Genomic DNA, 25,550 nt, shown 5'->3' with positions numbered 1-25,550 from the left:
CTTAGTGTAAGAAAAATTCTACGCTTCAGCTGTATTATTTTAGGGGATAGTTACACGACCGCATGATTGTTACGAGCATTATTTGAGTAGGAGATCTGCGCCGTCACTCGATTCTGATTAACCGCAACATTTGAAAGATCCAGTTCCATTTCAAATTCAATGAAAGGTTCACTGCGCAAGGTCTGCCGAACGATAACTTTCATGTCCCGGCCCCCGTCGATTTGCTCTAGCCATTGGCTAAAGCGCCGCTTGTTGCCGTAACCGTCATCCACCTCTTCGCCTGGAACGTTATTGACCGCCAGATTTCCGATTGGCACTTGCTGGTCCACATCGTCAGGCAAAGTGATCTCAAACGGACAAGCTATCCATTCGTGCCCAAAGCCCGTGAAGTTCTCCACATCGTCGCAAACGTACGCGCGAGCTGGCTGACCTGCCTTGTAAAACTCAAGAAGTGTAATAAAATCCTCGTCCGCATTGACCGCATTTGCATTGCATGTACCGTGCTCTGAAAATCGCAATGTCATCCGATCGACTCCAATTCACATGCCACTTCCCACCAAGTGTTGTAGCGCCACTGAAAATCCCAAATTTTGTTCACGAACCGGCATTTCTTTGTGACGCCAGTCAGCGGGTCATGAAAATCAAAATAGCGTGTTCCCCCGCCATTGTCTTTTAACCACTCTTCGAACAGTTCCTTGTTCTGCGGGCTGCCGATGGTGAGGGTACCTTTTCGGGTACGGACGGGCTTGCTGCGTCCAGGGCGTTGCTTTCCAAGGCCTGAGTCCATTTCTGAACGCTGGACCTTGTAATCTAGCGGCTCACTGTAGTTATCAGCTAGGAATTTCACGAATTCAGGTAATTGGGCCATACTACTTATGCCGTTTGTAGATTCTTAATGGACTGTGCTATTTCGCCGTTTCGCTGCAAGTTACTGAGCACCACGTCGATAATCATCTGCTCTCCGTCGAACCTTGCGCTGGCCTGCCCCTGTAAGGGCTGGCTGGAATTATTGATAATGTTGATCTGTGGCGCCGCCATAAATGACTGTGGCATTGTCGTCGCTGTAGGCTGTCCAACCACACCGCCCGCTGCTCGCCGAATGACTGCCTTGCCCGCATTAAGCGCCTCTAGCAGGTCCAGGACACCTGGTTGTCGTACTGCCTGAGCGTTGACGACATATTCACCATCGGAGAGACGCGCAGGGATTGAATCGCTCGTGCTGCTGCCGGGGCCTCTAACGCGGCCACCTTCAAAAAGGTGAATAGCACCGAAGCCGAAGTCTCCCCCATAAATTGGCATGCCAGCAGCCCCTCCGACAGTAGTGGCTCCACCGCCAAATAAGGAACCTATCGCAGTACCGATGAGACCTGATGTACCGTTTGAGCCGAACAGCGCTTCGTTCAAATTAGCCGCTGCCGCCTGAGCAACCATATCGAGAATCATGTCTCCCCAGGCAGACGCAATATCGTCAAAATCGCCCTTCAGAAGCTTTTTCAGCGTATCGCCTAGCGAATCCTGAATATTTGCACTTGCCTGCTTGGCAAATTCCGACATCGCGCCGGTCGTCGAGCCAAAGTCCTCATTGATTCCATTGAGGCGCCGGTTATATTCCTCAACATTGATCGTGCCTTCGTCCCAGGCCCGGGTAAGAAACTTGATCTTTTCAAGATGATCACTGAGTTTGTCGGCGCCCGTGATTTCATCAATGAATTTCTTGTATTTGTCGTTTTCTTCCTGTGTCTTTTTAAGCAGATCAAGGGTTTTGGCCTTTGCCAAAATATCCGATTTCTGAGCCTCGGTAACCTTTCCGTACTTGCCCAGCTGGATCTGTGTCAGTGCTTTCTCGTACTCAGTCTCCTTGCCAAGCAGTGCAATTTGCTCGTTCAGCTGTTTGATGTAGTCGCCGGCAGGATCCGATTTAGGCCCACTTCCAGATTTTGTTTTTTTAATCTTCGGTTCTGTATTGGTCTTAACATTTCCAACAGCCGCCTTAAGCCGAGCCTGAATCGCGTCCATTTCCTTGAGCGCGGCCATGTTCGCTTCAGTCTGGGCGCCTTGAATCGCGGAAGTAGCCGCTATACCCAATGACAGCAGCTCCAAATATGAGCGTGCAAAGGTCATGTTATATATCAGTTGCCCCTGTTCCTGCACAAGTGCATCGATTCGCTTCCGCGACCCTTCCTGAGCTTTCTTGTCACCGTCTTCGATGGCTTTTTTTAGATCGTTTACGGCATCCTCCTGGGCTGCTATGGAGCCAGCGAGCTTTTGCTGCTCTGAAGTCGCCCCCATCGCTGCCGCTTTGTATTCGGCCAGTTGCCGGGCTGTCATGCCGACCGTATCACGGGCCTCGGTAAGAGAACCGATGAACCTGTCCCATTCCTTACCGGAAGCGCCAGTCGCCGCCTGGATTGCCGTATCGAGCCCGGACATGGCTTTAGCCGTCTCTCGTGCCGACGCCCCCATTGCATCCACCATCTTCTGGTGTTCTTTCAGACTATCAACCAGGCCGTTTGTTTTCGCCCATTGATCTGCGATGTTGTCTGCCTGCTTCCGGGTCAGGCCCGCTTCCTCCTGCAGGGACTCGATTATCCGCTTACCAGCCTCATACCGTTCATTATTCGACAGCGTGGCGTTCTTGGCCAATTCATCCAGAGCCTTGCTTGCTTCGCTAATCGCGACGAATTGTTCTGCACCTCCCGCCCCAGCAGCAACGGCCGTGAATGTAGTCAGCAGATCGTTCAAAGAGCTTTTAATCTTCTCGTTATCTTCGATGACCTTGTCTTTGTATTTGAGCACCAGCATGTCCTGCTGCGCTTTGCTGAGATCCTTGAACCGCTCGATCAACTCGTCAATGGACAGATTCATCGACGCGATACTTTCTACCGTCTCGTCTTTGGCCTTCGCTGAAGCATCTCCAAATGACAGGAATGAAGCTGCGGCCATGCCCAGCGAAATAGCGATTCCAGGGATACCGCCCATCGCACCCAACATGGCGCGGCCTGCCGTTGATGCTGCCGTCCGAGCAGCCGAAAGCCCCGCTAAAGCGGCTGTGTGTGCCTTTTGAGCCCGAGTAACGGCGCGCGTTGAACCTCCGAGGGTAGCGTTTGCGCGTGCCTGATTCAGTGTTGCCGTAGTCAAGGCAACCTGAGCTTTGGCCGCCTGCAGGTCGGCAGCGGCCTTTTGTCGGGTAGCCAACATAGCCTGGACCGTGGATTTGATGGCAAGCCCCTGGCGCAGCGTATACATAGATATAGCAGTAACTGCAGCGCCCATCAGGACATTGGCAACCACGTCTATGTTCTCGCCAACCAAGTTCAAACCATCGACCAGTACGGCAGTGGCACCGCTGGCTTCGTTCGTCTTTCCAATCCACTCGCCGAATGCGCTGGAAATGAATGTCAACGAATCGCGCACTGTCGTCGGCATAGCGCGTGATTGCGCCATAATCTTTGCGTTGCCATCTAGAAGCGCTTTTGCCAGCACCTCTACAGACAGTTTTCCTTCTGCTCCGAGCCTGCGGATCTCGTCGCTGGCCATGCCACTGCTTTCTGCGATTATGTCTACAATGGAATCGACAGTCGAATAGATCGACATCCAGGCATCAGCATCGATTTTCCCCTTCTGGAACGATTTGGCCAAAGCGTTCATAGCGTTTTTGCCAGCTTCGGCGCTAGCGGCGTTCACCACCAGCAGACCGGAGAATGTGTCGATAGCATCAATGCTCTGGTCCAACGACATGCCCATTTCCCGCAAGACAGGCGACATCTGAATGAAGGACTCCCTGGTCTCATTGATATGCCTGAATGTATCCTTGGCCGAAGCCATCATTCGTTTTTGGACGTGTTCGTATTCTTCAGCGGATTTCGTGGCGTTTTTTACCCGGGAAGCGTATTGGCCCCATTCATCGGCTGCGTCGATGAGGCCCATTGTCGAAAAGCCGACCAATGCCCCGAGGAACATACGGCGCATTGAGGCAGCGGCGGTGGCGGCTGCCTTGTCCGTCCGCTCAATACTCTTATTGAGACTATCAACACCAGTGGATCCTGATTTTGCGTCCTTGCCTGCCTTGCTGAAGCTATTTCCAGCTTCCTGAGCGGATTTTCCAGCTTTGTTTGTCGTAGAAGTTACCCGGACACCTGCACTATCGAGAACTTCTAGCGCTTTGACCAGATCCGCAGCCTGTTGCTTGGCGTTCCGGCTTTCAATGACGATCGAGAGACGGGATTCGTTGGACATCAGTCACCCATAAAAAAGCCGCCCCAGAACCGGAGCGGCTTTTGAACAAAATTAACAATCGAATGGGACAAAGGTTATTGGGAGCGATCCAATCATTCCAAATTTGCTATCCACTCCTTATCTAGAGCGAAAATGCATGCGTCAAGCTCACGACGTGGTAGTGGCGAATGATAGGCGGCGACCACGGTGTTGATATCGTCAACTGACAGTGGCATTGCAACTGCTCCACTTACCCCAACGACATACTTGCGGGCACGGTTGGCAAGCTGAAACATCTCAATGATGTGCCGCGTGATTGCGTCATTTTCCGGTTCTTCAGGGATGTCTAAGTTGAGACTTTTGTAGATGAGCGCTTGCTTTTGCGTGCGGCCCTGCCATTCACGTTCCCACTCAAAGCGCGCGATGACTTTCCCACAGTTTCAGCTTCCTCGGCCTGTTGCGCGATCTGAACTTCCTTCGCCTTCAAGATAATCCACGCAAAGAGGGCAACATTCACCAATAAAAGTTTTTGCGCATTCTCTGGCGTATAAGGCATCAACTTATCATTTTCGTCGTAAATCTCGCCCTTCCAATCCCTGATAATGTAAGCCCCCACCAACTTGCACTGAGTCTGATACTCACGCTGATCGTTCTCAGAGATCGTCAAATTCTTCAGCGTCTGACCTGCATCTTGTTTGGCAACCAGCCGGCGCGCACGCTCCAAACCCAGCTGATACTCTTCGTTATCCAGTCCTGCCAGCTTGAATGAGGTCTCGTGGTCATAGTCCTCCCAGCGTTCACTAGTTGCAATCGGATCGGCCTGTGAAACTCGCAATGCCATTATGCTGCCTCCCGGGTGATAGTTGGCGATACCTTGGCTACTGACCAGTTCAGTTGCGCTTTGACCAGATCCCGTTTGCCTCCATTTGGCAATTCGCCGTCAAACTCCAAAGACGGAAAGTTAAAGGTGTATCTGTTTTGCAGACTATCGGATATCGGGAAAACAACACCGGCGGCTTTTCGTGTGAACTGACTTTTCCAGATTTCCCAAGCTTTTTTAGACCACGCCAGCGTTATACTGCCGGTAATTGCAGCTTCGGTTGCAATAATGGCGCCGGGACCTTTTTTGCCAGATCCCAAGCACCTCTGCAGCTGCACCGAATTGTCGATGTTAATGGTTAAGGCCGAAACGCAAGCCTGCCCCACCAAAGAAACATCATCGACCAGGATATTGCCAACTGAAAGACTGGACATGAATGGAGTTACAGTCGGTTCTGCTGGGGTTTTGACATAGCTGATTTCGGCGTCCTCGTAATCCAGTGCCTGGCATCCAATGGTAAGCGTTATTTTCCCTTCTTCCGGGATCTCGATGGCACCGGTTGCCGCGTGCACACCTTTAAACAGATGATACGTATTCACGTCCGTATACCCCTTCTGTACAGAGAAGGTATGGCGAGTTGAGCCAATGGACAGTACATTGTCAGTCCAATCACCATAAAACAATGCTGCGAGCCAATCATCGAACGTGCCAAAGGAAAACTCAGCATTCAGTTGACCTGCAATGGTCAGCCCTGTAACCGCTGCCCCTTGGCTCAGTCGTTTTGTCGTAACTTCGTCTGAAACTTGAGTGCTGGGGGTTGGTGTCAGTGTATTGCCCGTCAGCCGGGCAGTTTTCCAATCCCCCTCCTCGGGGGCAGCTGGCGTAACGCCTGGTGTGGACTCCTTGATAAAATGCGTGACAATATGTGCACCTGAAGACATGATTCGTCCTTGCAAATGAAAAAGCCCCATCGATGGGGCAATAAAAAAGCCGTCCCTAAAGACGGCCCAAGATAGAACTAACTATTTATCCAGCTCGAAACCGGACATTGACGTTTTTCTGATAGAAGCCGGCCGGATCCACGCCAACGTCTGCTACCGACGTTTCCAGCGTTTCCAGATCCCCCTGCATCCAGTAGCCGAAGTGCCGTTCGATCTTATCGGTCAATCGGACCAGACCTACGGTTTCGACAAATGCTTTATCAAAACACTGGAAAACGATCAGCCCAACCTTACGCGTATACGGGGTATCGGCCATACCAGCCATGAAGGAAGGCCCGTATCGGATATTCAGTCGGCACCATATTCCCTCTGACGGCGGAGCAAATCGTCTAGTAGGCAACTGATAATCAATCCTGGCTTGCTCGATCCCGTCAAACGACTTCATGCGGCCCAGAATCACAGCCCGAATGTGTTCAAACGTCATTTGCAGTATTTCTCTTTAACTGCAGCAAAGCCTGGACCATAGACACCCTGGGTGGCCTGCATAGAGTGACCATCTTCGAGCGGTTTAGCATACGGAAGGTTGTTTTGGACAATCGACTCCCCGAATGGCGTGTCAATTCGCCCAATGACCGTCAGCCCTTTTCGCATGGTTTCTTCGCCACCTTTATCGTTTTCCTCGAGGTCATACCCTAAGTCTTCTCCATCAAGCGATACCCTGTGGTTGCCTTTATAGGTGCCTGTATCCACTGGTGAACCGGAGATGACGGCCTGCAGTACGTCGCTGGTAATCTCCTTTCGTTTATCGATCAGATCTTCCTTTACCACTTTGATAAAAGCAGTGGGTTTTTGGGACCAGCCAGCCATTATGAAGCCCTCGCCTGAATCGTCCACGTCACGCCGGCAGGATCCTTACCAACATTTATGACCGTCAGCCCGTTGATCCGATCATCGATCTTTGGGGTGTCCGTCACTTCAATTTGCAGCGCCGTGATCTTGGTGTCGGTCCGCAGTATTTGAAGACCATCAACGACGGTTTCATCATAGCTGCCGAAAATGCCACGACCTGTATAGGTAATGGTCTCGGTCGGCACTTCCTGGCTTATCGGGTCCAGTTCCCCAGTCTGCACTATGCGAGTCCCAGTGAAATTCGTCACTGCATCCCCTAGATCTTCGTCAAACGCCTCGGCAATGTCTGCAGTAATTTCGTCGCGTAGCCCCATATCAGATCCTTTTCAGCATAAATATCCCACCCGTGCCAAGCCAAGGTTTCAGCAATGCCAAGGCGAGAGATTCGCCAGCACTCGTAATCCTGTGGTTCGATGAAAACGTCTTGCTCGAAGAAACAGTGTCCGCCCTCACGGATTTACTCAATACCCCAGTTTCGGTCGTTCCATAGATTTTCCCGGACGCCGCTTCCTTGGCAATTTCCGCTCCAGCCTGTTTCCACTCCTGTGGGATAGGGTCGCATTCAGGCAGTGACTTGTTTGTGAGCCACACATTGGCAAGCAGAACTGCGCGCTCTTTTTTGTCCCTTGCTGCCCAGTTTGAGCCCAAAGCGGTATCTACGTCCGCAACAGTAATGTACTCAAGCATTAGCAGGATCTTCCTGTAAACCAGTTGAGGAAGTCTGGGCCAAAGCCCGCAACTGATCAGTGGAGGCGTTCCTGGCATATTTGATGCCTTTGGTCTTTAACGTCGCAATCAACAATTTGCGCTCATCGGCATTCGATTGCGCCGGAGCGACTTCCTTCCTCTCATCTTGACTGGGCAGCTCTTCGGCCACACGCTCCGTCGCCATAATGACCTTCACACCCAAACGCTCATAGTCATCGGCAATCTGAGGGTAATCACCCTCGATACCCACCTCTTGGACGTCTGACTCGGGTTTGCTGTAGTACTCAGGATTTCGCACTCCCACGGCCCCGACAAACTGAGATAACGCAATCGAACTACGAGTTGTATAAAGTAGTCGTTTCATCTAGCTCTCCTGTGCGACGGCTTCGTGAGCGTACCGCCGCACCTTTGTTACTTAGGTTTAGCCTCCAGCGCTTGATCCAGGAGCGGCACCACCCAGATCCAGTAGAACGCCAGCGGTCATTTTGTTGCTATTGACGTGTTTGCTCCAATTGGCCGAGGCTGCAATTGCAGAGAGGTTTGGGTTGATTCCGCCTGACGACTCAACCCAGCTATAACCCAGTACTTCCAGGTTAAAAGTGCCTTCTGAGCGAATTCCAATTGCCAGGTTCTCTTCGTCGTTGATGTCGTACGCCCGAAATCCTGGTGCTTGTGATTCGAGCACCCGAACTGCACCAGGCTGCAGGCCAAAGGCATTATCCGTTGGCACCTGGTCTGACACCAGCACGGGTTTACCCAGAGTGCCGGGCATGCCGCCGTACACGACGATTTCAGATTCGCCATAAATCTGCTGCGTTAGCGCCTCATCAACAATGTCGAAATAGGTGTCCGAATTCATGACCCACAGGGCGATACGGCCAAATTTGTCACCGAATTTACGCATACCTCGAGTCAGGGCTTTACGCCCGTCATCTTTGATACTGCCGGCAGCAACCATGTCTTTATTGCCACCAATGGCCGCCCCAAGCGCAGCCAAAGCATATTTAAGACGACCAACCATTAACGCATCGGCCAGATCCTGACCGACGATCATGGCAAATTCTTCTGGCGTGCGCGCGCGACGCTTGAATGCTTCCTCAGTAGAAGCATAAGGCCCGTACTTGTACGGCACTTTCACACCCACAGATTCACCGGCGCCGATCTTTTTCGGCTGTACTTTGGAAGTTGAATTGACGTCGCGATGCTCGATCTCGCCGCCAACCTTGTAAAACGCCTTTTTGCTCAGGTCGCCTTCGATGGCGTTGCTTTCATAGATAATGGCACCATTGGATGCGCCATTGAAGACGGTCAGATTGTCCTGGATGCGCTCCAGGTAAGCAGTTTGAGCGAGCTGATTGTAGATAATCATGTCGCTATTTACAGTGGTAGTCATATGACCATTCCTTATTTAGGTAATTTCAAATAGGCGTCTTGCCCGTTTTCCTTAACGAATGCAGCTTTCTCGCTCGCATTCATTTCACTGCGTTTTTTCACAGCACCCTTAGTGCCGCGATCACCGGTCTCGCCGGCGCCCGTCGCCTTTGGCCACAGGTGTGGTGCGATCTCGCGCAAGCTTTCAGCCCATTCAAGCGGTGAAAGGGGCGTTTTCCCGTCGCTGCCTAAAATGGACTGGCCATCTTTGTCTACAGCAACCGCCTCGCCCTCTTCGGTTAGAGTGAACGTGCCCCGCGCGCGTAGGACGATGTCTTCAAAGGCCTCAGGTAACGCACCGACCTTTTGCGCAGCGGTTCGAATGCAATCGGCCAGGACCTTGTCCCGGAACCGGTTGGCGAAAGCCTCAGCCCTATCGGCTCGCTCTTTTTCAGCACTGAGATTTCTTTCAAAACTCGTGCGCATGCGTTCCGTGCGGGCATTCAGAACCTCATCAATCTTGCCTTCGGCCAGTAGCCGGGTCTCTTCGTCAGTAGCAGCTTTAGTGAGCAGCGCTTTAACTGAATCAATATCAAGGCCTTCAAATTGGGACTTGAGTCGGTCCAGCTCGCTTTTCGTGGACTTCACGGTACCCATTAACTGGGTGTTCTTTGCTTTTAACCCCGCAACTGCCTGGTCAATGACCTCCTGGGCTTTACTCGTCAGTACCTCTTTGAGGCCCGCGACTTTATCTTCAGGAATTTCAAGGCCCAGTTCGGCCAGATCAAGATCGTCAAACATGTATTTATCCCCTTGGGAAAGTTGGTGCCCGCCTTGCGGGCAATGGCATCGCCTCCTCGAGGCACAAAAAAAGCCCACCGCCTGACGATGAGCCTGAAAACGAAAAACCCAGCGCAATGGCTGGGTTATGGAATGTATTTCTGTAGTTTGATACTAATTTGCATGAAAAGCCACGCCTGTGGGGCTTCCACAAGCGTGTATTGTTCAACTATTCGAAGTGTCCACCACTTTAAAAACCAGTGGTCGCAGGATTCGTGCTTACTCACCAAAAATCTGTCTGAAAGTCTCAACGTCCCTCTGACGCAGTTCATCCAGATTATATTGATACCCGGTTTTTGGATCAATAAAGCGACCGAGCGTGTATTGACCCTCGGTATAGAGCTTGTATCTTTTCGGGCCCAGCCATTCCTTCTGAAATGCAGCGTCCTGGTTGGCAAACCACTTGCTATAGGATGTATTGGCGTTAACCTGCCCAACTTTGAGCCCGGCGTCCTGACGTTGTTTGGCCGTCATGTCTTTCAAGGCGCGAAATCGTATGGAGCCATCGCGTTTACTGACCTTTAGCGCGCGCATATACGGGCGGTTTCCGATAATCTTGCCGTCAAAGCTCGGGGCGTACTGGCAGCGGCAATTGGGGTGTAATGTTGCAGGCGGCTTTGGCTCGTCGGTCTTATACACGTTCCCATCAAGGGCGGCGCACGCCTTGCAGGTACGGCCCTCCAGGCTGGCGACACGCACAACGTGTGACACACCCAGAGCTTCGTATGTCTGATCATATGCCCCATTCGCGATGTGATTGCGGCAGGTGCGTACGAACCGCTCCACCTCATATTTGGCAGCCTGGACAATCCCGTCCTTATAGTTCAACGCTTTGGTGCCACGTAGCGCACGAATGATTTCCGGTGTAGTCTGACCAGCAGCAATACCTTGGCGCAACGTGGCAAAAAGCCGCTCTTTCTGGTCCGGAACTATCTTGGCCAGCATGTCCTTTACCAGTTTGCCCGTCACCGGCTTCTCCATTGCCGCCTGCAGTACCTGCATAGGCGTCTTCTTCACCTTGGGCACATCATCGAACACCTGGGAAAGCAGGTCTTTCATGTACGTGAACTCGTACCCGGCCAGCGCCAATGAAGAGGAAGCCCATTCGGCTTGGATTGCCTGATCCAGAGCCACTGCCCAGCCATCAATCTCTGCCTTTAGCGCCTTGAGCCTACTGGTGGTGTACTTTCCGGCCGTAAAAGCCTGCATCTCGGCTTGGGTCAGATCATCGAGTCGTTCGGAAAGCTTTGCCGCCAATTCCTGGGAAAAGTGGTCTATTTGCTCATTGAGCTGGTTCACCACTGCGGTTGATGCCCGGTACCCATAAGCGGCGTGCTGGCCTAATGCGGCGATAATCGCCCGCTGGGCAGCAGAAAGCTCACTGCGCTTTGTCATGGATCACACCGCCCGGATTTTCCACCTTAAGGGCTTCTTCGTCATAGTTGTGTTCCGGCAACTTGCCAGTGGTCAGGTACTGCCAGTAAGTATCCCAGCTGATGCCGCCTGCCAGAACCGCCTGCTGCAGCTGCCCAAGTACCTGCGGATCCAGATCTGGGATGTTGAAGTCTGGTTTTACGACAAACTGAACCTTCTTCGGATCTCTGCCAGTCCACTCGGCCGCAAACCTTAGCGCTTGTTCGATGGCGGCCGCAGCTGACTTCACAATGCTGTGAAGGGTCGCGTGCTGATCGTTCTGCCGGGTTTGACGCGCCTCGCCTGATTCGACGCCGGACACATCCATGACCCGGGCACCGGCCTCCAGCGCAACGTTTTTCTGATCCTGCATCGCAGATCGCACCGCTGCAATGCCGGCGCCCTGGAACTCAAGGTATCCACAATGCCCTTCTCGGCCTAGATCCCAAGCAGCAGACGGCCCGGTCATTTTCAACTCGGTATTCTCATCTAGGCCGGATACCCAGGGCTGCGGGTGGCTGGTGTAGTGCAGCGCCGTATAGTAGTCCGCACTCAACTGGTATGATTTCAGGGTTGCCCGAGCCATGCTCAGCAGCGGCACTTCATCGACATCCGCGCTGTTGTTGGTTGAGCCATGAAATATGACAGGCACATAACTTAGGAATTTTCGATTGCTATCTGCGACTGACAGCGTACGTTCTTCCTCGATGACCTGGTCCTTTTCATCGAGTACTCTTGTCACGCATTTGCCGTCGACCATTTCGAACACCCGATAGACGGTCACCGTTTCGTGACTGTACTTGTCGCCTGGATCCTTTGGTCTGGCCTCTAGTAGAACAGCTAGCTCAAGATCACGGCGCCCGCCCTGGTTTCCTTCCTTCCAATTGGTACCGCTACGTGCTTTATATATGCTCACGAAGGGTCTACCAAGATCGTCCACGTTCACCACAATCGGAACCCTACCATAGCCAATAGACTGTCTCACTATCCGTTGAAACAGATCCACAAGGCCAAATCCGTCGTCGGTGGCGTTGTCCCTCATGTCTTCCATACCGGCCGGCAATACGATCTCCGGTGTCAGGCGAGATACAAGGCCCATCATGGCACGAACGCCATCCTTGACCCAGTGTTCGTACTGCGCTCGATCCCGATAGTTGTTATACAGACGTACATTGCCACTATCGAGTTTTTCGGCCTCGGCCATGCCGGCCGGTTTGGGTAGATATGTCGTGCCACACTTTTTAATCGCGCTCTCGCCGTCCAGGGCATCGTCCATCAATTTCCATTCGGCTTCGTGTGCTAAATAATCGGGATGCTTTGTCGTTACTGGCATGTCAGGCCAGGCCTCCAATCTTTCGTATTCCAGCGGTGCGTTTTGTTATTGGATAGCGAAATGCCAAAAAATATCCAGCAGCATCGACTATGTGATCAAGTCCATTTGATTTGTCCGGCATCCCATTCTTGTCGTAGGGTTGCTGCTCTAAGGCATCGGTCAAATGGGGGCAACGGTCTGTATTCACCTTCAATCGCCTCACACCTTCACCATTTAATATCAATGCGTTTACGGCATTTACGCGGTCAATAATGCTGGGGTTAGTACTATTCACTCGAACGGACAAGCCTTTCTGTCGCATGATCGACAAATCTGACTCACTTGCGTTCTTACTACTTGAGTTTTGTCCTGATGCGTCTGGATAGACCTGGACCGCGTGGCCTTTTCTCTTGTATCGCTCATTGAAGAGATCTGCCATTGCCGGAGTGTCGCGGCCATCTGTTATCTCATCAACCGCTATCGGGTCCCCATCCCTTATCACGTATACGACAGCTGCCATCTTCAGGCGGTTAAAGTCCATTCCGATGTGCACCGGCTCGCCGTCACTAAGCACGGCATCGATATGATTCTCTGTTCGGGAAAAGTCCGGATAGACGCTACCTGCAGTCAGATTAGTGAAGTTGCCCTCCAAATACGCATCAATAAGCGCCGCCGGGTAGCTCTCGCGAAGGGACTGAATATAGTCGTCCGGCAAAAACGGGTTTGACGCCGTAGCTGCACGCACCATCACATAACCTGGCCGAGGGTTCCTGCCCCAGCGGTCGTAAACGAACCTGAACCCTTCTGGTGTGGAGTACGCCGACACGCGATTAAAGGGATTCTCGACCCCTGCTGGCCTTTGCCGATTCCTGGCAATTATCTTTTGCCATGCGGACTCGGCCAGATCCTTTTTCAAGGTATCGATCTCATCCACATGGGCTCGGTAGGATTCGTATCCAATTATCCGAGCTGGATTCTCCAGCGTCCGGAGCACGAAATCACCACAGTTCGGTGAACTTGTGTAAATGATGTTTTCCTGTTTGTTGTATTTGTACCGAATCCCCATGTCGGAGAGCTTTTGCTCCATTCGGGGAGCCAGAATCAGACGTACAAGGTCATATGTCGGCTCATAAAGCGCGATGAGTGTGTCGGACGATGCCAAAGCATCACGCAAAGCGCAATTGGCCAACGTCTCGGTCTTTCCCGACCCAAAGCCACCTATAAATGCAGGGAACTTGGCATCCAGCTGAAAGAACCTTGCCTGTGGCTCAGTCATCTGCAGGCGTAATGTCCTATTTTCCACCTACGATTTCAATCTCGATTCGTCCTACCGGCATATCCTCCGGTGGATTTGTCTTGGCCAATTCAGCTCGCGTGCGCTCCAGACTTTCGATCCGAGCTGTCAGCTTATCGATCAAGGCTGAATAATCTCGTACCTTACGGGTAGTAGTAACTTTCTCAATTCCGGGGACAATACGACCGTCCACCTCGATTAGCTCACGTCTCTCAGTATCTTCTTCGTACCGATTCCCGAACTCATTTTCCCGAGCCAAAGCGCGCATAAGTCTGATCCGCGTCAGACGAAGTTCGTCATCTACCTTGCCAAGTTCAATTCTCGTTAATGTGCGTTGCTCTTCTGGGGTTAAAAATTTGCTATAGATCGAGCCTGGTTTCGCCGCGTTCTTATTAGATATGGGCGCGCCGGTCGATTTGCCGCCGTGCATCCGACAGCGGCCATTCTCCATTGCCCTATTTCGACAACGCTGGCCACTGCGGGTCTTGGCTCCGCAATGTGCCATATGCCATTACCTCGTTTGCATGGGGTTGAATCCGAAAATGAGTTGTATAAAAACTAATTTTCCGTAAAAGTGGCAATTAAAATTTCAATAAATATACAGGGATCTCGCTGTATGAAAGCATGACATAATGGTGTCATACCACGTCGAATAGCCAGTATCAACAACTAGAAATGGATCTAGCATGCAACCTGTAATTGAAATCGCCGTTTACATTGATGAGTTAAACAATGAACAAAAAGTAAAAATTATCGAAGACACTTTGTTCGTCCAGCGCCCTGGGGAATTGCTGCAACCACACTCTATGCCACTATCCTTCGAGTTAGAGGATGGGACTGAGCTGCATGTTATTTCACCAGATGAACTGCTAATTCCAGAGAGTGGGTGCCGGTTAATTCGAAAAAAGTAGGACGCTCCTGCGCAAGAGAAATTTTGGCCGCCTTGCCTTTGGTCGCCATTTACTCCCAATGCTCGTAAAAAAACCACCCGAAGGTGGCTCTCGTTTCAACGTCTGGACTAGTCCTTGAATACAGATTTAATATTCAAACAAGTAGCTTTTCATTTACTAGGAATCTAGTCAGATCTATGCAAGTTTGACTAATCACAGATAATTTTTGAAGATTTTCCTTTTACTTCATGCGCCCAGGAAATAGCAATTTCTTTTATTTTAATATCTGTATTTTCGCAAAGAGTTCTAAAATAATCTGTACAACTCTCGTCTTTCGAAGGAATATTCGCTGCCAACATGCACTGGTTAGTTGCTTTCTTTGCGAATTCGTTGACGTCACCTGAAACATTCGAATTGACCCCAAGAGCCCCAAATTTTTCAATTAAAAATACGGAATCACTATATAGGGCGTCGGCAGCACCCGCATCATTGAATATGCCTACTGAAGGAATAGTTAAACATGAAATTATTAAAATTGATGTAGCCTTAGTGAAGGTCATAAGTCATTTACTTTTAAAGTATACAAACACGAATGAAAGCGCACCCTTTCCGGTGTATTTTATTTGGGCGCAGCTATGAGACTACTCAATTACAGCGTATTTTGTCCCAAAAAAACACAACGGTCAAGCATCTACTTCGGTACTGATTATGCCGGCTTCGCTGAGTACATCTTCGGCACGCGCAAGCGTAAGTTCAATCAGGCCATAGTCCTTCGCTGATTTCGGACTCCTAGCACCCATTAGCCACCGTTTAATGGCGCCAGAATGATTCTTTGCGGTGTTAAAGTGCACACCGGTCCGTTCAGCCAGGTGTTCCAGCGTCAGCGACTTATCCCCAAAAATCCGCTTTACTATCCCGACCCTTAACCGATTATTCGACACACACCCGGAAAGTGCCTCCGCAGCTGCAATTTGGCCCAGGTCGGAAATCGCCCTCTCCCACATGTCATTGCGCTTATGGCCAGAGCAGCACGGTGCCCGGCAGGAGCACGGCCATGTCCGAGGAGCGAACTTAGCAATCAGGATGTTCTGCTGCGCAATAGTGAGCTTTGATAACCGAGACAAGATCATTGCAGCCTGAGCGGCGCCGTCAGTACCCGATAGTCCCTTGCTAACGCTGGCCATCGGCCCCCAAGCAAGGCGGTTCATCAGTGGTGGCTCGTACGCTTGGTGCGAGAAGTTGAACGCAAACATCAGAGCATGATGGCTACTTTGAAAAATTGATTCGCTCATTTTGCGGCTTCCTGCATGGTGGACGAAATCTGTATTCGTGTATTGGGCGTACTTGAATACAGTTTTCTCACAACGGCAAATACGACCTGACTATCGTCTCGGAACACAATCCCATTCATTGCGTCGAACAACGCCTTGATAAGGTTGTCGATATCGGGCTTCTTGGTCGGCGCAATTTGGCCGGCTATTGCCATTTCTTGCCGCTTTCGAGACCACGATGCAGGAATAGGCAAGCTGATGTAAATCGATGCCTGTAATGGTCCGTGAAACATCACAGCACGGGCCTTTTGCATAGCCTGGTGCGCCGTCCACTTGACTAGGTTTTCGTAGTTGACCGTCTTTTCTGGGGTAATAGCGGTCGCCTTACCATTTCGCTTGAATACCCGGGGTCGGGCCTTCGCTACGGCCTCGCCGGGGATAGTAAAACTGACTTCAAACATGCTTATTTCCGTATTTCTCTGGCCTGGACGGCCCGTAATGCGTTTAAAAACTCTCGCTTGCGTGCAACCACCCAATCGCGGCGCTTGACGATGACCGTGCGGTCGGCTGCCGCAAAACGCTGGCATTGGCGCTCGAAAAAAGCCGATTGATAGCTGCCAGCCGTCGGGTCGTATTTGCAGGTTCCGAACCCCTGAGCGGCCAGCTCCTTGCCGGCTCGGCCATCTGGATTCTGGAGCGTGAAGTGGCAGCATTCGATGCATTGCACCGTCATACTCGGATCCCTCGTTCCTTTGCCACCTCCAGCGCGGCCTTGTAGGCGTACGATGTGTGGCCGTTCGGGTATTTGCACAGGATTTTGGGAACCCAACGCAGGTGGTCAGTTTCATCCTCTGGGCGCTTTACAGCCTCCGCGGCCTTGGCTGCCAGTTTCGGATTGAACTTTGCTTCGTACGCAAGCGCGGGATTGTCGAGCGGTGCGACCAATTCGTCACGACCGGGCGTGCTGCAAACCTTCAAAAACTGCGGCAGGCTTGGAGGTCTGTCGTATGAATCCAGACAATTTCCGAGACCGCGAGCCACCATGTGGGGTGTAACACCGCGCGTCTCGAACGCGTTGGCCCATACTTCTGTCCAGTTCTGCACATTTTGGGCCGTAATTTCTGGGCTAGCGCCCTCGAACTGGGAGCGCCAAGACCGAGGATAGATCCCGTCCAATCGATCAAAAAGGACCTGCATCATGGTCTTTCCCGTGCGATTGTTGACCGTCAACCACTGTGATTTCACCATCGATGACATCACCGAACTCCTGCTGTTTCCTCAAAGTTTCGTTAATCCGTTCCCACGCTTCATGGGTGCTTGATCTGCTCGATTGTCTCCTTGCCGGTGGTGGTGCCCGCTCGTCCTGCAGCATGTTGCGGACAATCCCGAGCAGGTATTTCCACCCTTTGCCCTTCTCCTTGGCCAGCGGCACAGCGTCGACAAAGTGCCCCATCGTTGCGCCTTGGCTGATCAGATCACGCAGTTCCTGGTCCGAAGCGGCAGCGTTCATCCCTTGCGATCTCACGTACGCCGCTATGGCGCCATGCGGGGAGACAGGCGAGGTATGGTCCGGAGGTCGTTCAGGCCGATCCGGTGGAAGCACGATACGTTCTGTCGTACCTGAGGGATCAACCACCGGAGGCGAACACACACGTTCGGTGCTCGCAGAATCACTGGAGTCCGAACTTTCTTTTTTGTTTGTTTTTTCTTTATTCCTTTCCTCTTCCTCTTCCTTTTCCTTTTCCTTTCCGTCAGTGAGGGCTCCGTGAGCATTCACTGAGTCGTCAGCCAAAATCAGTTCCGGGATAGTCGTTTGTGAAGGTCTATTGATCTTCTGATGTTTCTTAAATCCTTTAATATTCCAGTACTTATCCCCATTCACTGAATACTCAATGAGTACTCCTTGAGTGATCAATTCGTCGATAAGAGGTTTGCAGTCAAAGGAATCAGCTGGGAACACCTGCATTTTGATTTTTTTTGGCGATGCTGGTAGATTCCCGTTGTCGTCGGCAAAGTTCAACATTCCAATGAACAGTAAGCGAGCACTCACTGAGCACTCAGTGATTCGTTCATCAGTCCAAAAGTCGGGTTTGATTGTTCGTATGCGAGCCACTTCTATTTACCCTCTACGAATCGAAGCGATGTAGTATGATCCGCTACAGAATTACGTCCATTTCTTTTGGGGGAAACCGCATGGATATCGCTTCTATCTCCGCAGCAATTAGTGCGGTAAGCGGCACAACAAAACTCATCGGATCTGTTATCGATGGTCGAGATTCCGTCAAACTGAATGAGCTGAAGATTGCAATGAACGATCATCTTTTGCAGCTCAGCACGGCGGCATTGGCGATAAACGAGAAGCTCATAGCGACCCAAAAAGAAAATGGCGAGCTTCAGGAGGAAATCAGTAAGCTTCGAGAGCAAATTGCTGACCAATCGCATTACCAGCTGCATACATTTCCCACCGGTACGCATGCGTTTAAAGACTCGCGCATGGAGCCTACTGATAGGGACGTATATTTTTGCGCAGCATGCATGGCCGAAGGCAAGAAGGCGATATTGCAGCCCCAGGGACTTGTTCTTAAATGCCCAAAGCTTCATCCAGATATTTTGATAAGCATTCCTACTCCGCTGCCAGCGCAAATTATTCGTAAGAATCGTTTTTGACTTATTCATCCTACGAACTCTCCATCAACGCCCTTTTGGTGGCGGCAATGATCTTCTGGCTACTCCGCTGACTCTTGCGGGCAGCGGAAATAATGTTTTCGGCCTCACGCGGGCAAATTTTGCCGTCTGACAATGAAACCGAAATGGTTGTCGCCAGTTCACCAAAAGCTGCTGTCTTTGAGATAAACGACGACTGCAGATCTTGAGCAAAGCCGTCTGAGCACATGGAAGATGCCGCCAGTCCGAACTGGGCGTTTAAAGTATGAAGCCAGTCCAACCGATGGTTCTAGGCCTTTTCTTCCATCCATTCGGTCAGCAGTTCCACCATCTCAAGGGAAATCGATTCCCCATCAATATGCCGCAGCTTCGCTCGAAGCGTCTCAGGATGAATTGTTTTGCCACGGCGCTCTGTCAAGAATCGGGCTGCGTCATTTACGCCACCGGGTGTTTTACGCACACTGGTATAGAGGATGTCGTACCAGACTGTGCCGGAATATCGACAAGTCATGATGTTCTTCCTTGAATTGCGCTCCAAATCAGGGATGCAACACGACCGCAGCGGTGCCACAATGGTTCCGTCTTAAACGCTTGATTTGAAATGATGAGAAAAAGATCGATTGAAACTGTTGGCCCAGAGTTAGGCATCACCGCCCTCCTCCGCCGACCGGCGCAAAACGGCCCAGTCCACATCGGGGCGGAGTTGTTCGCATACAACTTTTCCGCCGCTCTCACGCTCGATATTGATGCAAAGGTTCTCGCCGATTCGTTTCTTTTGACCGTGTGCAAAGTTGTTTAAATATGCATATGACGTGCCACAAGCACTTGCAAACACTCGTCTCTGAGGCACGGGCATTGAAAGCCAGAAATGTTTGAAAGTATTCATAACACATATATTAACCTCTCGGTTAATTTCTTTCAATAACCTAACGGGGAATTTACTTATCGTTAGACAGGCGATTTAATAACCGTATGGATATCATTAAAACCAACCGCAGAGCTAACCTACTCACCATTATCGAGAAGCGATATGGTGGCAATAAAGCGGCTTGCGCCTCCGCCTGGAATATGAAAGCACCAGCAATCAGCCGTTGGCTGTCCGGAGAAAATGTAAAGGACAAGCGTGGTATAAATGAGGAAAGCGCACGCAAGATAGAAGAATGGGAGAAGCTCGAAAAGTACGACTTGGACGCTGAACCAGCTTTATTCAGTTTGAATCGAGCTGATGGCAAAGCTCGAATTGTCGTCTCCAACGAAAAAAAAGATGCCAATGAATCGCTCGTCGCTTGGCCGTTCAAATCAATAACATTTGATCAGTACAAACGGCTATCGTCAGATGACCAAAGTGAAGTCGAAGCCATTCTTGAACTCAAGGCACGCAAACTGAAACCCGCAGCCAGTAGCAAAGGGGTATCGAAACGACGCGTATTGGGTAGGTAAGGTCTGCTATGGAGTATTTAAAGAAAATTTAGACGAAACGTAACAAATATTGATTTATGTTTTCTAATTTTCATCGGAGTAAAGCGATAGTCTAGTTGTAGTTCGCCATGAAAGACATATATACCGTACGACATGAGAACCTGCTACGTCTACTCGAAGAAGCAGTCACCCAGGAACGTCTTGGAAGGATTTGTAGCGTCTCACACATCTATTTGAATCAGTTAAAGAACATGCGTCCAGACCCATCTACGGGAAAAATACGCAATGTTGGCAACCGGCTAGCAAGAAAGCTGGAAAAAGGTATGCAAAAACCTCACGGCTGGATGGACACCGATCACCATGAAAAGCATTTAGTGGCAAAGAACCAAACTGGTAGATTCCCATTTGATAGCCGGCCTTTTGAAGGGATTATCAAATTATCGACTATTGAAGAATCCAGGAGAAATAATATGCAGATACTCGCTTCCGAGTTTGGCGGCGTGGGTAAGCTCGCGGAACTGTTGGAACGGAAGCAGTCTCAAGTGAGCCAATGGCTGCACGGTGCTAAAAACTCTGGGACCGGGAAACCTCGCGGGATGCGGCCCAACAGTTGCCGGTACATCGAGCGAAAATGCAACAAACCAGCTGGGTGGATGGACACCGATCACATGGATGGCGATAAGCGGATTCCGGATGACTTTAACATCTGGCCATTCCAAGACCTTTCGTATGAAAAGGTTCTAAAGCTTTCGGAGCGTCAGCGCATTCAGTTAGAGACCACTGTTTTACTCGCTGCCAAGGATCTAGGTTTAGACGTGGCGAGTCGCAACGTGAGTAAAGTACCGCAGAAAATCTGCGGCTAAAATTGCATATACTTAGGCAAATAGACAACATGATCTACGAATTGTTTGAATAAATTCAACCCAAACGTAACAAAAAATAATTTAGGTTGAATAAATGTTAGTATTCCAACAAAACTAGCGGCGTGCTGCTATTCACTCGGCAAAACAGCAGAAAATCCGATATTGGCAATAAAAAATCGGGATTGTCGTCTTCGAATGCTTGAAAAGTTCAAGGGAAAAGTAACAATAAATGATTAACGCAATTAAATGTGTCTTTTTATCTACAGTGGCGGTATTTTTAATTGGGTGCGCTGCATCTGGCGTGAAGGTGTCAGAAGACCAACTCGGTCAGTTAGTAAAAGGTCAGACATCCAGAACTGAAGTTCTTTCCAAATTTGGCAAACCCACGACTCAGATGCGCAATTCTGACGGAACAGCCACAGTTTTTTATAACTTCGCTGAATACCGCACTAGGCCCGCTACCTTTATTCCGATTGTCGGCATCTTCGCTGGCGGATCTGACATCCATACCAGCAGCGCTATGTTTCGTTTTGACGCGAATGACAGACTGGTGGAATACAGCACATCGCAAAGTGACATGGGTACTGGCATGGGTCGAGCGGCCGGGCCGATTGAGCCTGTACAGAATCAACCACGTAAATAAGGGGGCTACCCATGAATAGGACAGCGAAATATATTGTTTTGGCTACTGTTGTTCTGCTGGCCGGTTGTGCTACTCGGACACGTACGCCAGAGCTGGCGCAATATCAGAGCGTCAAATATGCGACCAACGAGAAATGGGGCTATGAATATATTGAAGGCGTGACATACGACTACCCAGGCGCCAGTAAGGCCGGCAAAGATGTGCTTCCGGTCTGCATTGCTCAGAACGTACAGAATAAAGCCGTGACCTTGCGAGGGAATCAAAACTCTGGATTTTTAGGTGGCACCTATTGGAATACTGGAAATTCGGAAACTGTTGGTGGTGGTAGCGTTATCAGCTATGTGTCGGACGATCGCAATACCGTTGTAGCGCAAGGCACGAATACCCACGACACGGGCGTCATTCTTGCCCCGAACAAAGATGCAGTGGCATTTCGGCTGACTGCAAAGCGAAGTACTGCTGGCACAACTATGGCATTCAGCAATCTGGAGCGAGCATCAGAGGATACCGGTCAGATGGCAAACCAGGGCTTCTACAAAGTCGGTAGTTGGAGCGGCGCATCTCCAACGCGCGTGCTTGATGGACTGAAAAAAACGGCCGACACGATCAATACGTGTATCGGATCGCTATAACTTAACAGCCAAACTCACAATCTGATTTACGGAATACCGCCATGGCACTATTGAAATGCCCAGAATGCAAGAAAAAATTCAGCGATAAGGCCGCCGCTTGTCCATCGTGTGGCGCGCCGCTTTCGATGGCCCTGGAGGCAAAAAAGCAAGCGGACAAAAACACAAAAAAGAATTATGTGTTGATTGGCGCGATTGCTGTTGCATTTCTAATCTTTTCTGGTGGAAAGAAAGACGAGACGTCGGATTCATCAGCTGCAGCTGCGCCAGAGATACCCGCTAAGCCTGATCCTCAATTGACTGAAATCAAGATGCGGGTATTTGCTCAAGGATTCGTAGAATCTGCTTTAAAGGACCCAGAGAGCGCCACGTATCGTAATCAGCGTGGGGTTTGCGGCGAAGTGAACGCCAAAAATGGTTTCGGTGGCTTTACCGGCTACCGACGGTATGTCGCAGTATCAAAGGATCTGGTGGCGATAGAAGGCGAAAGCCTGAAAGGATCGGAGTTTCGAAAAGTCTGGAATCAGGCCTGCAAATAATCTTATCAACAAGAATCAAAGGTAGAGAAATGGCACGGATACTAAAGGTTTTAAGCGCTGGTATATTTCTGACGCTGGCTGCTTGCGCCGCACCTCCCAAATTGACCCCGCAAGAAATGGCCGAGGCCCAAACGCCAATTGCATGCTCAACGAAGGCTGAATGTGACCTGTATTGGCAAAAGGCTCAGATTTGGTTGGTGAATAATTCGTCATATAGGGTTCAGTCAGCGACCGACACCGTTATTTCAACGTATGGGCCGATTAATGGACAGCCCAACTTCGCTTTTACAATCACAAAACTGCCGAATGGCAACGGAGGAGCGCTAATTACGCTCCAAGGTGCATGCGGCAATATGTTTGGCTGCATCCCTCCACTTGAAGGGTTTGTGCTCAGCTTCAGACGCTATGTGGTGGGAGAGAACTTAGGTTACAACCTTCGCACAAATTCTGACCCCAGTCCCATGGCTAAGTGAGCTCTATACAACGAAACTCGTTTCAGAAAACCCCGTATTGGAGACCGGGGAACCGTCGATACGATCAACGAGTGTTTAGGGCCAATGTAGAGGATAAAAAATGGCAACAATGATTGCTTTATTTGGAAGTTTTTTCGCGCTGTGGACTTTTCTGGCCTGGTTCGCGGGTGCCGTATTCTGCTCTACCGTAGCCAATGCAAAGAATTTGAACCCGCTAATGTGGTTTCTTGGTGGACTGTTGTTTCCAGTTATTGCTCTAATTGCTGTGGCCGGAATGCCGGCGCAGTTATCTAGGCATGAGAAAAAGCTTTTATTGGAAAAATATGATAATCATCAAAAAGAGGCCAAGCTCAAAAGCATCAGTGATCGCGCTACAAAATCATCTGAGGATTTTTATGATTCCTGGCGCGACGGCCCGACGAAAAAGGATGTAGCCACGTCAGAACTTGTAGTCCGTGATGAAAAAGGAAACATCATTACGCCTAAATTGAAGAATGGGCCACCGCCTTGGATGATCGTTGGGTCTTTGGTTTTGCTAGTTTTGGTGCTGTGGTTTCAAGCGAAATGAAATGGACAAATTATCGCGGAAGCTTCAGGGTTAGATAGCATTTGAGATGAGGTCGAGACATATGAAAAAGTTTTTGCAATTTTTGATGTTCACAACGATATCGATGTCAGGCGCGGCCCATGCGGTAAATTGGGACTTGATAAGTTTATCAGAAGAAAGTGATCTGTATATTGACCTTGATTCCGTGAAAAACCATCCTGTCATACCTAACGTAATGAGTCTCTGGATTTTGATGAACCATTTGTCTCCTGACCTTGATCTACAGTCCAGAAAACTGGTCAAATCGGCAAAGGTGAAATTCGATATAGATTGCCGCTTCGACCGAAACCAAATAACGACATCGGTCCAATATTCGGCAATTAATGGAATGGGCTCTGTTCTAGATTCGGCCAAATTAAATTCAGGTTGGGCCGACACGGTACCGGGAACTGTAGGAGAAACAATTGCAAGCTTCGTATGTAAAGGAGCAACTGTTGATGGGCTAGTGCCTAGAGTGACAGGAAATGCAACATCGCCTACAGAGAAAGAACTCAAATTTAAATCTCAACCACGAGTTTCTGCCGAATTTTCCCGTGCTTATAACAAAGCCCTAATAGCAATGGGCGATAAAGCATCCACGCTCAAAGCGGATCAGCAACAGTGGTGGAAAAAGCGAGAACAGACTTGCACATCTATTCCGGAGTTCCTCTATGACGCATGTATGCAGAAAGAGGAAAAGGATCGGATAATCTTTTTAAATGAAATGGAAAAAGCATTTTCCGGTACAAAGTCTCAGGCTAGCCTCAGTCCATCAGCTGAGAATTTTACGGTATCTGCAAACTCAGTGTGTTCAGTTGGTGAGAAAGAGTTATTCATGTGTTCAACGGTCAATGCAAAAATCATCAGTATCTGTGCATCACCTTCTACGGTGACATATCGGTTTGGGCCTCCATCAAAGCTACAAATGAAGCTTACGAGAGACAGGCAGCAGGTTACTTACGTGCCGTGGGATGCGTCCAGCCGAACAATCACGAGTTCAATTTCAGTACCAAATACTAACACCTCTTATCAGGTCTATTACGAGCAGGATAGAAATGACACTTATCGTGAGGGTGGAGTTAGGGTGATTCAAAACAACAAATTGCTTACAACAGTGCAGTGTTCTCCCGGTACGATTAGCAATTTTTATGAAAATACGAAAACCTACTGAGCATCAAGAATGGGATTAAGACTGATCCGGTGGTGTTATGCAGCTATAGGCTGCATAAAAGACTAAAGGGGTTCGTTCCCTGGTCAGCCAGATTTACTGAATTTTGAAGTCCCCAAAAATTCGAGGATAGGATGAATAACACAAATAAAATTATACTCATTGTCATCGCTGCACTTCTCACGGGATGCGCTGTGACATCGACGGTGCAACCCTCTTGGTACATAAAGGGGGAAGTGTCTGATGCCTATATAAATTCGATGAACTATTGTTTGAATCAAACACACATAATCGTCGGTAAAGTTGACTCTGCGTACGCTAAAGATCGATTTCATGCTGCTATGAATTCATGCATGGGATCGCGTGGATGGGCGCGTTCGAATGGTTCACCGACGGCCGTCAAGCCGTTAAATGAACCTGTCGAATATAAAACCTTAGATAGCAGGCGGTTGTCAAATCCGAAATAATCCCTCTTAGAGGCGGGGAAAAGGAAATTTAAAATGCAAGACAAAAAAATGCCAAGCATGACGTTTGAGTTGCAATTGTCCCTAATTTAGACAACACAAAACGGTACTCTTGGCA

General features: G+C 49.9%; 34 protein-coding genes. 9 read left to right on the top strand and 25 right to left on the bottom strand.

Annotated features, from left to right (window positions below; genetic code table 11):
- Nucleotides 1-50: 50 nt before the first annotated feature.
- The 16 genes from INT32_RS20555 to INT32_RS20480 all read right to left on the bottom strand — a co-directional run bounded on the left by INT32_RS20555 (nucleotide 51) and on the right by INT32_RS20480 (nucleotide 14,328).
- The gene (locus tag INT32_RS20555) at nucleotides 51-524 is read right to left on the bottom strand and encodes a DUF1833 family protein (RefSeq protein WP_193090559.1); all 474 of its coding nucleotides are present in this window, start codon (nucleotides 522-524) and stop codon (nucleotides 51-53) included.
- The gene (locus tag INT32_RS20550) at nucleotides 521-868 is read right to left on the bottom strand and encodes a hypothetical protein (protein WP_193090558.1); all 348 of its coding nucleotides are present in this window, start codon (nucleotides 866-868) and stop codon (nucleotides 521-523) included. The genes INT32_RS20555 and INT32_RS20550 overlap by 4 nt, the downstream gene beginning before the upstream one ends.
- Before the next feature lie 5 nt (nucleotides 869-873).
- Nucleotides 874-4,236 carry a tape measure protein gene (locus INT32_RS20545; RefSeq protein ID WP_193090557.1) on the bottom strand — a complete coding sequence of 1,121 codons (3,363 nt, stop codon included), beginning with the start codon at nucleotides 4,234-4,236 and terminating at the stop codon, nucleotides 874-876.
- Between the two features lie 325 nt (nucleotides 4,237-4,561).
- On the bottom strand, nucleotides 4,562-5,056 hold the full coding sequence (locus INT32_RS20540; protein WP_193090556.1) for a hypothetical protein: 495 nt from the start codon (nucleotides 5,054-5,056) through the stop codon (nucleotides 4,562-4,564).
- Entirely contained in the window at nucleotides 5,056-5,976 is a 921-nt protein-coding gene (locus INT32_RS20535) for a phage tail tube protein (protein WP_193090555.1), read from the bottom strand. Before INT32_RS20535 ends, INT32_RS20540 begins: the two co-directional genes overlap by 1 nt.
- 85 nt (nucleotides 5,977-6,061) lie before the next feature.
- Nucleotides 6,062-6,460, bottom strand: a complete 399-nt coding sequence (locus tag INT32_RS20530; RefSeq protein WP_193090554.1) for a hypothetical protein — start codon at nucleotides 6,458-6,460, stop codon at nucleotides 6,062-6,064.
- Entirely contained in the window at nucleotides 6,457-6,843 is a 387-nt protein-coding gene (locus tag INT32_RS20525; RefSeq protein ID WP_193090553.1) for a hypothetical protein, read from the bottom strand. The genes INT32_RS20530 and INT32_RS20525 overlap by 4 nt, the downstream gene beginning before the upstream one ends.
- Nucleotides 6,843-7,199, bottom strand: a complete 357-nt coding sequence (locus tag INT32_RS20520) for a glutamate 5-kinase (protein ID WP_193090552.1) — start codon at nucleotides 7,197-7,199, stop codon at nucleotides 6,843-6,845. The genes INT32_RS20525 and INT32_RS20520 overlap by 1 nt, the downstream gene beginning before the upstream one ends.
- Nucleotide 7,200: 1 nt before the next feature.
- The gene (locus INT32_RS20515) at nucleotides 7,201-7,572 is read right to left on the bottom strand and encodes a hypothetical protein (protein ID WP_193090551.1); all 372 of its coding nucleotides are present in this window, start codon (nucleotides 7,570-7,572) and stop codon (nucleotides 7,201-7,203) included.
- Nucleotides 7,565-7,957, bottom strand: a complete 393-nt coding sequence (locus INT32_RS20510) for a hypothetical protein (RefSeq protein ID WP_193090550.1) — start codon at nucleotides 7,955-7,957, stop codon at nucleotides 7,565-7,567. Before INT32_RS20510 ends, INT32_RS20515 begins: the two co-directional genes overlap by 8 nt.
- A 57-nt stretch (nucleotides 7,958-8,014) precedes the next feature.
- Complete coding sequence (locus INT32_RS20505; RefSeq protein WP_193090549.1) at nucleotides 8,015-8,986, bottom strand: major capsid protein; 972 nt, start codon at nucleotides 8,984-8,986, stop codon at nucleotides 8,015-8,017.
- An 11-nt stretch (nucleotides 8,987-8,997) separates the two neighbouring features.
- The gene (locus INT32_RS20500) at nucleotides 8,998-9,765 is read right to left on the bottom strand and encodes a hypothetical protein (RefSeq protein ID WP_193090548.1); all 768 of its coding nucleotides are present in this window, start codon (nucleotides 9,763-9,765) and stop codon (nucleotides 8,998-9,000) included.
- Nucleotides 9,766-10,023: 258 nt separating this feature from the next.
- On the bottom strand, nucleotides 10,024-11,199 hold the full coding sequence (locus INT32_RS20495; RefSeq protein WP_193090547.1) for a minor capsid protein: 1,176 nt from the start codon (nucleotides 11,197-11,199) through the stop codon (nucleotides 10,024-10,026).
- Nucleotides 11,183-12,550 (bottom strand): DUF4055 domain-containing protein, encoded by a 1,368-nt coding sequence (locus tag INT32_RS20490; RefSeq protein ID WP_193090546.1) that lies wholly within the window; start codon nucleotides 12,548-12,550, stop codon nucleotides 11,183-11,185. Before INT32_RS20490 ends, INT32_RS20495 begins: the two co-directional genes overlap by 17 nt.
- Nucleotide 12,551: 1 nt before the next feature.
- The gene (locus INT32_RS20485) at nucleotides 12,552-13,805 is read right to left on the bottom strand and encodes a terminase large subunit domain-containing protein (protein ID WP_193090545.1); all 1,254 of its coding nucleotides are present in this window, start codon (nucleotides 13,803-13,805) and stop codon (nucleotides 12,552-12,554) included.
- Between the two features lie 16 nt (nucleotides 13,806-13,821).
- Nucleotides 13,822-14,328: an HGGxSTG domain-containing protein gene (locus INT32_RS20480; protein WP_304519143.1), complete on the bottom strand. Its 507-nt coding sequence runs from the start codon at nucleotides 14,326-14,328 to the stop codon at nucleotides 13,822-13,824.
- A gap of 181 nt (nucleotides 14,329-14,509) precedes the next feature.
- On the opposite strand from INT32_RS20480, the gene INT32_RS20475 reads away from it, so the two are divergent.
- Nucleotides 14,510-14,734: a hypothetical protein gene (locus tag INT32_RS20475; RefSeq protein WP_193090543.1), complete on the top strand. Its 225-nt coding sequence runs from the start codon at nucleotides 14,510-14,512 to the stop codon at nucleotides 14,732-14,734.
- A 188-nt stretch (nucleotides 14,735-14,922) separates the two neighbouring features.
- Here INT32_RS20475 and INT32_RS20470 read toward each other — a convergent pair whose 3' ends face one another.
- The 6 genes from INT32_RS20470 to INT32_RS20445 form a co-directional block, all read right to left on the bottom strand.
- Nucleotides 14,923-15,273, bottom strand: a complete 351-nt coding sequence (locus INT32_RS20470; RefSeq protein WP_193090542.1) for a hypothetical protein — start codon at nucleotides 15,271-15,273, stop codon at nucleotides 14,923-14,925.
- A gap of 123 nt (nucleotides 15,274-15,396) precedes the next feature.
- Entirely contained in the window at nucleotides 15,397-16,005 is a 609-nt protein-coding gene (locus tag INT32_RS20465; RefSeq protein WP_193090541.1) for a hypothetical protein, read from the bottom strand.
- The gene (locus tag INT32_RS20460; protein ID WP_193090540.1) at nucleotides 16,002-16,445 is read right to left on the bottom strand and encodes a RusA family crossover junction endodeoxyribonuclease; all 444 of its coding nucleotides are present in this window, start codon (nucleotides 16,443-16,445) and stop codon (nucleotides 16,002-16,004) included. Before INT32_RS20460 ends, INT32_RS20465 begins: the two co-directional genes overlap by 4 nt.
- Nucleotides 16,446-16,447: 2 nt before the next feature.
- Nucleotides 16,448-16,717, bottom strand: coding sequence for a hypothetical protein (locus INT32_RS20455; RefSeq protein WP_193090539.1), 270 nt, complete (start codon nucleotides 16,715-16,717; stop codon nucleotides 16,448-16,450).
- On the bottom strand, nucleotides 16,714-17,184 hold the full coding sequence (locus tag INT32_RS20450) for a hypothetical protein (RefSeq protein ID WP_193090538.1): 471 nt from the start codon (nucleotides 17,182-17,184) through the stop codon (nucleotides 16,714-16,716). The genes INT32_RS20455 and INT32_RS20450 overlap by 4 nt, the downstream gene beginning before the upstream one ends.
- Nucleotides 17,165-18,034 (bottom strand): hypothetical protein, encoded by an 870-nt coding sequence (locus tag INT32_RS20445; RefSeq protein WP_193090537.1) that lies wholly within the window; start codon nucleotides 18,032-18,034, stop codon nucleotides 17,165-17,167. The genes INT32_RS20450 and INT32_RS20445 overlap by 20 nt, the downstream gene beginning before the upstream one ends.
- Before the next feature lie 143 nt (nucleotides 18,035-18,177).
- Between INT32_RS20445 and INT32_RS20440 the strand changes: the two genes are divergently transcribed.
- A complete protein-coding gene (locus tag INT32_RS20440; protein WP_193090536.1) occupies nucleotides 18,178-18,651 on the top strand; it encodes a hypothetical protein in 474 nt (157 codons plus the stop codon).
- 10 nt (nucleotides 18,652-18,661) lie between these two features.
- Here the strand turns inward: INT32_RS20440 and INT32_RS22450 are convergent, their stop codons facing one another.
- From INT32_RS22450 to INT32_RS20430, 3 genes are all read right to left on the bottom strand, one after another.
- The gene (locus INT32_RS22450) at nucleotides 18,662-18,928 is read right to left on the bottom strand and encodes a phage regulatory CII family protein (protein WP_370540266.1); all 267 of its coding nucleotides are present in this window, start codon (nucleotides 18,926-18,928) and stop codon (nucleotides 18,662-18,664) included.
- Nucleotides 18,929-18,937: 9 nt separating this feature from the next.
- On the bottom strand, nucleotides 18,938-19,159 hold the full coding sequence (locus INT32_RS22445; protein WP_370540265.1) for a hypothetical protein: 222 nt from the start codon (nucleotides 19,157-19,159) through the stop codon (nucleotides 18,938-18,940).
- A gap of 129 nt (nucleotides 19,160-19,288) precedes the next feature.
- Nucleotides 19,289-19,534 carry a YdaS family helix-turn-helix protein gene (locus INT32_RS20430; RefSeq protein WP_193090535.1) on the bottom strand — a complete coding sequence of 82 codons (246 nt, stop codon included), beginning with the start codon at nucleotides 19,532-19,534 and terminating at the stop codon, nucleotides 19,289-19,291.
- 86 nt (nucleotides 19,535-19,620) lie between these two features.
- Here INT32_RS20430 and INT32_RS20425 point away from each other — a divergent pair, with 86 nt between their 5' ends.
- From INT32_RS20425 to INT32_RS20395, 7 genes are all read left to right on the top strand, one after another.
- The gene (locus INT32_RS20425; RefSeq protein WP_193090534.1) at nucleotides 19,621-20,088 is read left to right on the top strand and encodes a hypothetical protein; all 468 of its coding nucleotides are present in this window, start codon (nucleotides 19,621-19,623) and stop codon (nucleotides 20,086-20,088) included.
- A gap of 107 nt (nucleotides 20,089-20,195) precedes the next feature.
- Nucleotides 20,196-20,930: a hypothetical protein gene (locus INT32_RS20420; RefSeq protein ID WP_193090533.1), complete on the top strand. Its 735-nt coding sequence runs from the start codon at nucleotides 20,196-20,198 to the stop codon at nucleotides 20,928-20,930.
- A 229-nt stretch (nucleotides 20,931-21,159) separates the two neighbouring features.
- Nucleotides 21,160-21,573, top strand: a complete 414-nt coding sequence (locus INT32_RS20415; RefSeq protein ID WP_193090532.1) for a hypothetical protein — start codon at nucleotides 21,160-21,162, stop codon at nucleotides 21,571-21,573.
- Nucleotides 21,574-21,584: 11 nt separating this feature from the next.
- Nucleotides 21,585-22,205: a hypothetical protein gene (locus INT32_RS20410; protein WP_193090531.1), complete on the top strand. Its 621-nt coding sequence runs from the start codon at nucleotides 21,585-21,587 to the stop codon at nucleotides 22,203-22,205.
- Nucleotides 22,206-22,246: 41 nt separating this feature from the next.
- Entirely contained in the window at nucleotides 22,247-22,741 is a 495-nt protein-coding gene (locus tag INT32_RS22230; RefSeq protein WP_226817317.1) for a hypothetical protein, read from the top strand.
- A 573-nt stretch (nucleotides 22,742-23,314) separates the two neighbouring features.
- Entirely contained in the window at nucleotides 23,315-23,782 is a 468-nt protein-coding gene (locus tag INT32_RS20400; RefSeq protein WP_193090530.1) for a hypothetical protein, read from the top strand.
- Nucleotides 23,783-23,843: 61 nt separating this feature from the next.
- Nucleotides 23,844-24,971, top strand: coding sequence for a surface-adhesin E family protein (locus tag INT32_RS20395; protein ID WP_193090529.1), 1,128 nt, complete (start codon nucleotides 23,844-23,846; stop codon nucleotides 24,969-24,971).
- The last annotated feature ends 579 nt before the right edge of the window (nucleotides 24,972-25,550 follow it).

This window comes from Advenella sp. FME57 (assembly GCF_014897675.1).
Classification (GTDB): Bacteria; Pseudomonadota; Gammaproteobacteria; order Burkholderiales; family Burkholderiaceae_B; genus Advenella.
This window is presented reverse-complemented; position numbering and strand designations above follow the sequence as displayed.

Coding starts and splice junctions, on each gene's coding strand:
- INT32_RS20495 (WP_193090547.1), bottom strand. CDS start 11,199: ATGACAAAGCGCAGTGAGCTTTCTGCTGCCCAGCGGGCGATTATCGCC.
- INT32_RS20470 (WP_193090542.1), bottom strand. CDS start 15,273: ATGACCTTCACTAAGGCTACATCAATTTTAATAATTTCATGTTTAACT.
- INT32_RS20520 (WP_193090552.1), bottom strand. CDS start 7,199: ATGGGGCTACGCGACGAAATTACTGCAGACATTGCCGAGGCGTTTGAC.
- INT32_RS20455 (WP_193090539.1), bottom strand. CDS start 16,717: ATGACGGTGCAATGCATCGAATGCTGCCACTTCACGCTCCAGAATCCA.
- INT32_RS20450 (WP_193090538.1), bottom strand. CDS start 17,184: ATGATGCAGGTCCTTTTTGATCGATTGGACGGGATCTATCCTCGGTCT.
- INT32_RS20480 (WP_304519143.1), bottom strand. CDS start 14,328: ATGGCACATTGCGGAGCCAAGACCCGCAGTGGCCAGCGTTGTCGAAAT.
- INT32_RS20525 (WP_193090553.1), bottom strand. CDS start 6,843: ATGGCTGGCTGGTCCCAAAAACCCACTGCTTTTATCAAAGTGGTAAAG.
- INT32_RS20415 (WP_193090532.1), top strand. CDS start 21,160: ATGATTAACGCAATTAAATGTGTCTTTTTATCTACAGTGGCGGTATTT.
- INT32_RS20400 (WP_193090530.1), top strand. CDS start 23,315: ATGGCAACAATGATTGCTTTATTTGGAAGTTTTTTCGCGCTGTGGACT.
- INT32_RS22445 (WP_370540265.1), bottom strand. CDS start 19,159: ATGACTTGTCGATATTCCGGCACAGTCTGGTACGACATCCTCTATACC.
- INT32_RS20530 (WP_193090554.1), bottom strand. CDS start 6,460: ATGACGTTTGAACACATTCGGGCTGTGATTCTGGGCCGCATGAAGTCG.
- INT32_RS20475 (WP_193090543.1), top strand. CDS start 14,510: ATGCAACCTGTAATTGAAATCGCCGTTTACATTGATGAGTTAAACAAT.
- INT32_RS22230 (WP_226817317.1), top strand. CDS start 22,247: ATGGCACTATTGAAATGCCCAGAATGCAAGAAAAAATTCAGCGATAAG.
- INT32_RS20515 (WP_193090551.1), bottom strand. CDS start 7,572: ATGCTTGAGTACATTACTGTTGCGGACGTAGATACCGCTTTGGGCTCA.
- INT32_RS20465 (WP_193090541.1), bottom strand. CDS start 16,005: ATGAGCGAATCAATTTTTCAAAGTAGCCATCATGCTCTGATGTTTGCG.
- INT32_RS20485 (WP_193090545.1), bottom strand. CDS start 13,805: ATGACTGAGCCACAGGCAAGGTTCTTTCAGCTGGATGCCAAGTTCCCT.
- INT32_RS20490 (WP_193090546.1), bottom strand. CDS start 12,550: ATGCCAGTAACGACAAAGCATCCCGATTATTTAGCACACGAAGCCGAA.
- INT32_RS20460 (WP_193090540.1), bottom strand. CDS start 16,445: ATGTTTGAAGTCAGTTTTACTATCCCCGGCGAGGCCGTAGCGAAGGCC.
- INT32_RS20395 (WP_193090529.1), top strand. CDS start 23,844: ATGAAAAAGTTTTTGCAATTTTTGATGTTCACAACGATATCGATGTCA.
- INT32_RS20420 (WP_193090533.1), top strand. CDS start 20,196: ATGAAAGACATATATACCGTACGACATGAGAACCTGCTACGTCTACTC.
- INT32_RS20540 (WP_193090556.1), bottom strand. CDS start 5,056: ATGGCATTGCGAGTTTCACAGGCCGATCCGATTGCAACTAGTGAACGC.
- INT32_RS20535 (WP_193090555.1), bottom strand. CDS start 5,976: ATGTCTTCAGGTGCACATATTGTCACGCATTTTATCAAGGAGTCCACA.
- INT32_RS20550 (WP_193090558.1), bottom strand. CDS start 868: ATGGCCCAATTACCTGAATTCGTGAAATTCCTAGCTGATAACTACAGT.
- INT32_RS20425 (WP_193090534.1), top strand. CDS start 19,621: ATGGATATCATTAAAACCAACCGCAGAGCTAACCTACTCACCATTATC.
- INT32_RS20430 (WP_193090535.1), bottom strand. CDS start 19,534: ATGAATACTTTCAAACATTTCTGGCTTTCAATGCCCGTGCCTCAGAGA.
- INT32_RS20510 (WP_193090550.1), bottom strand. CDS start 7,957: ATGAAACGACTACTTTATACAACTCGTAGTTCGATTGCGTTATCTCAG.
- INT32_RS20500 (WP_193090548.1), bottom strand. CDS start 9,765: ATGTTTGACGATCTTGATCTGGCCGAACTGGGCCTTGAAATTCCTGAA.
- INT32_RS20410 (WP_193090531.1), top strand. CDS start 21,585: ATGAATAGGACAGCGAAATATATTGTTTTGGCTACTGTTGTTCTGCTG.
- INT32_RS20505 (WP_193090549.1), bottom strand. CDS start 8,986: ATGACTACCACTGTAAATAGCGACATGATTATCTACAATCAGCTCGCT.
- INT32_RS20555 (WP_193090559.1), bottom strand. CDS start 524: ATGACATTGCGATTTTCAGAGCACGGTACATGCAATGCAAATGCGGTC.
- INT32_RS20545 (WP_193090557.1), bottom strand. CDS start 4,236: ATGTCCAACGAATCCCGTCTCTCGATCGTCATTGAAAGCCGGAACGCC.
- INT32_RS20440 (WP_193090536.1), top strand. CDS start 18,178: ATGGATATCGCTTCTATCTCCGCAGCAATTAGTGCGGTAAGCGGCACA.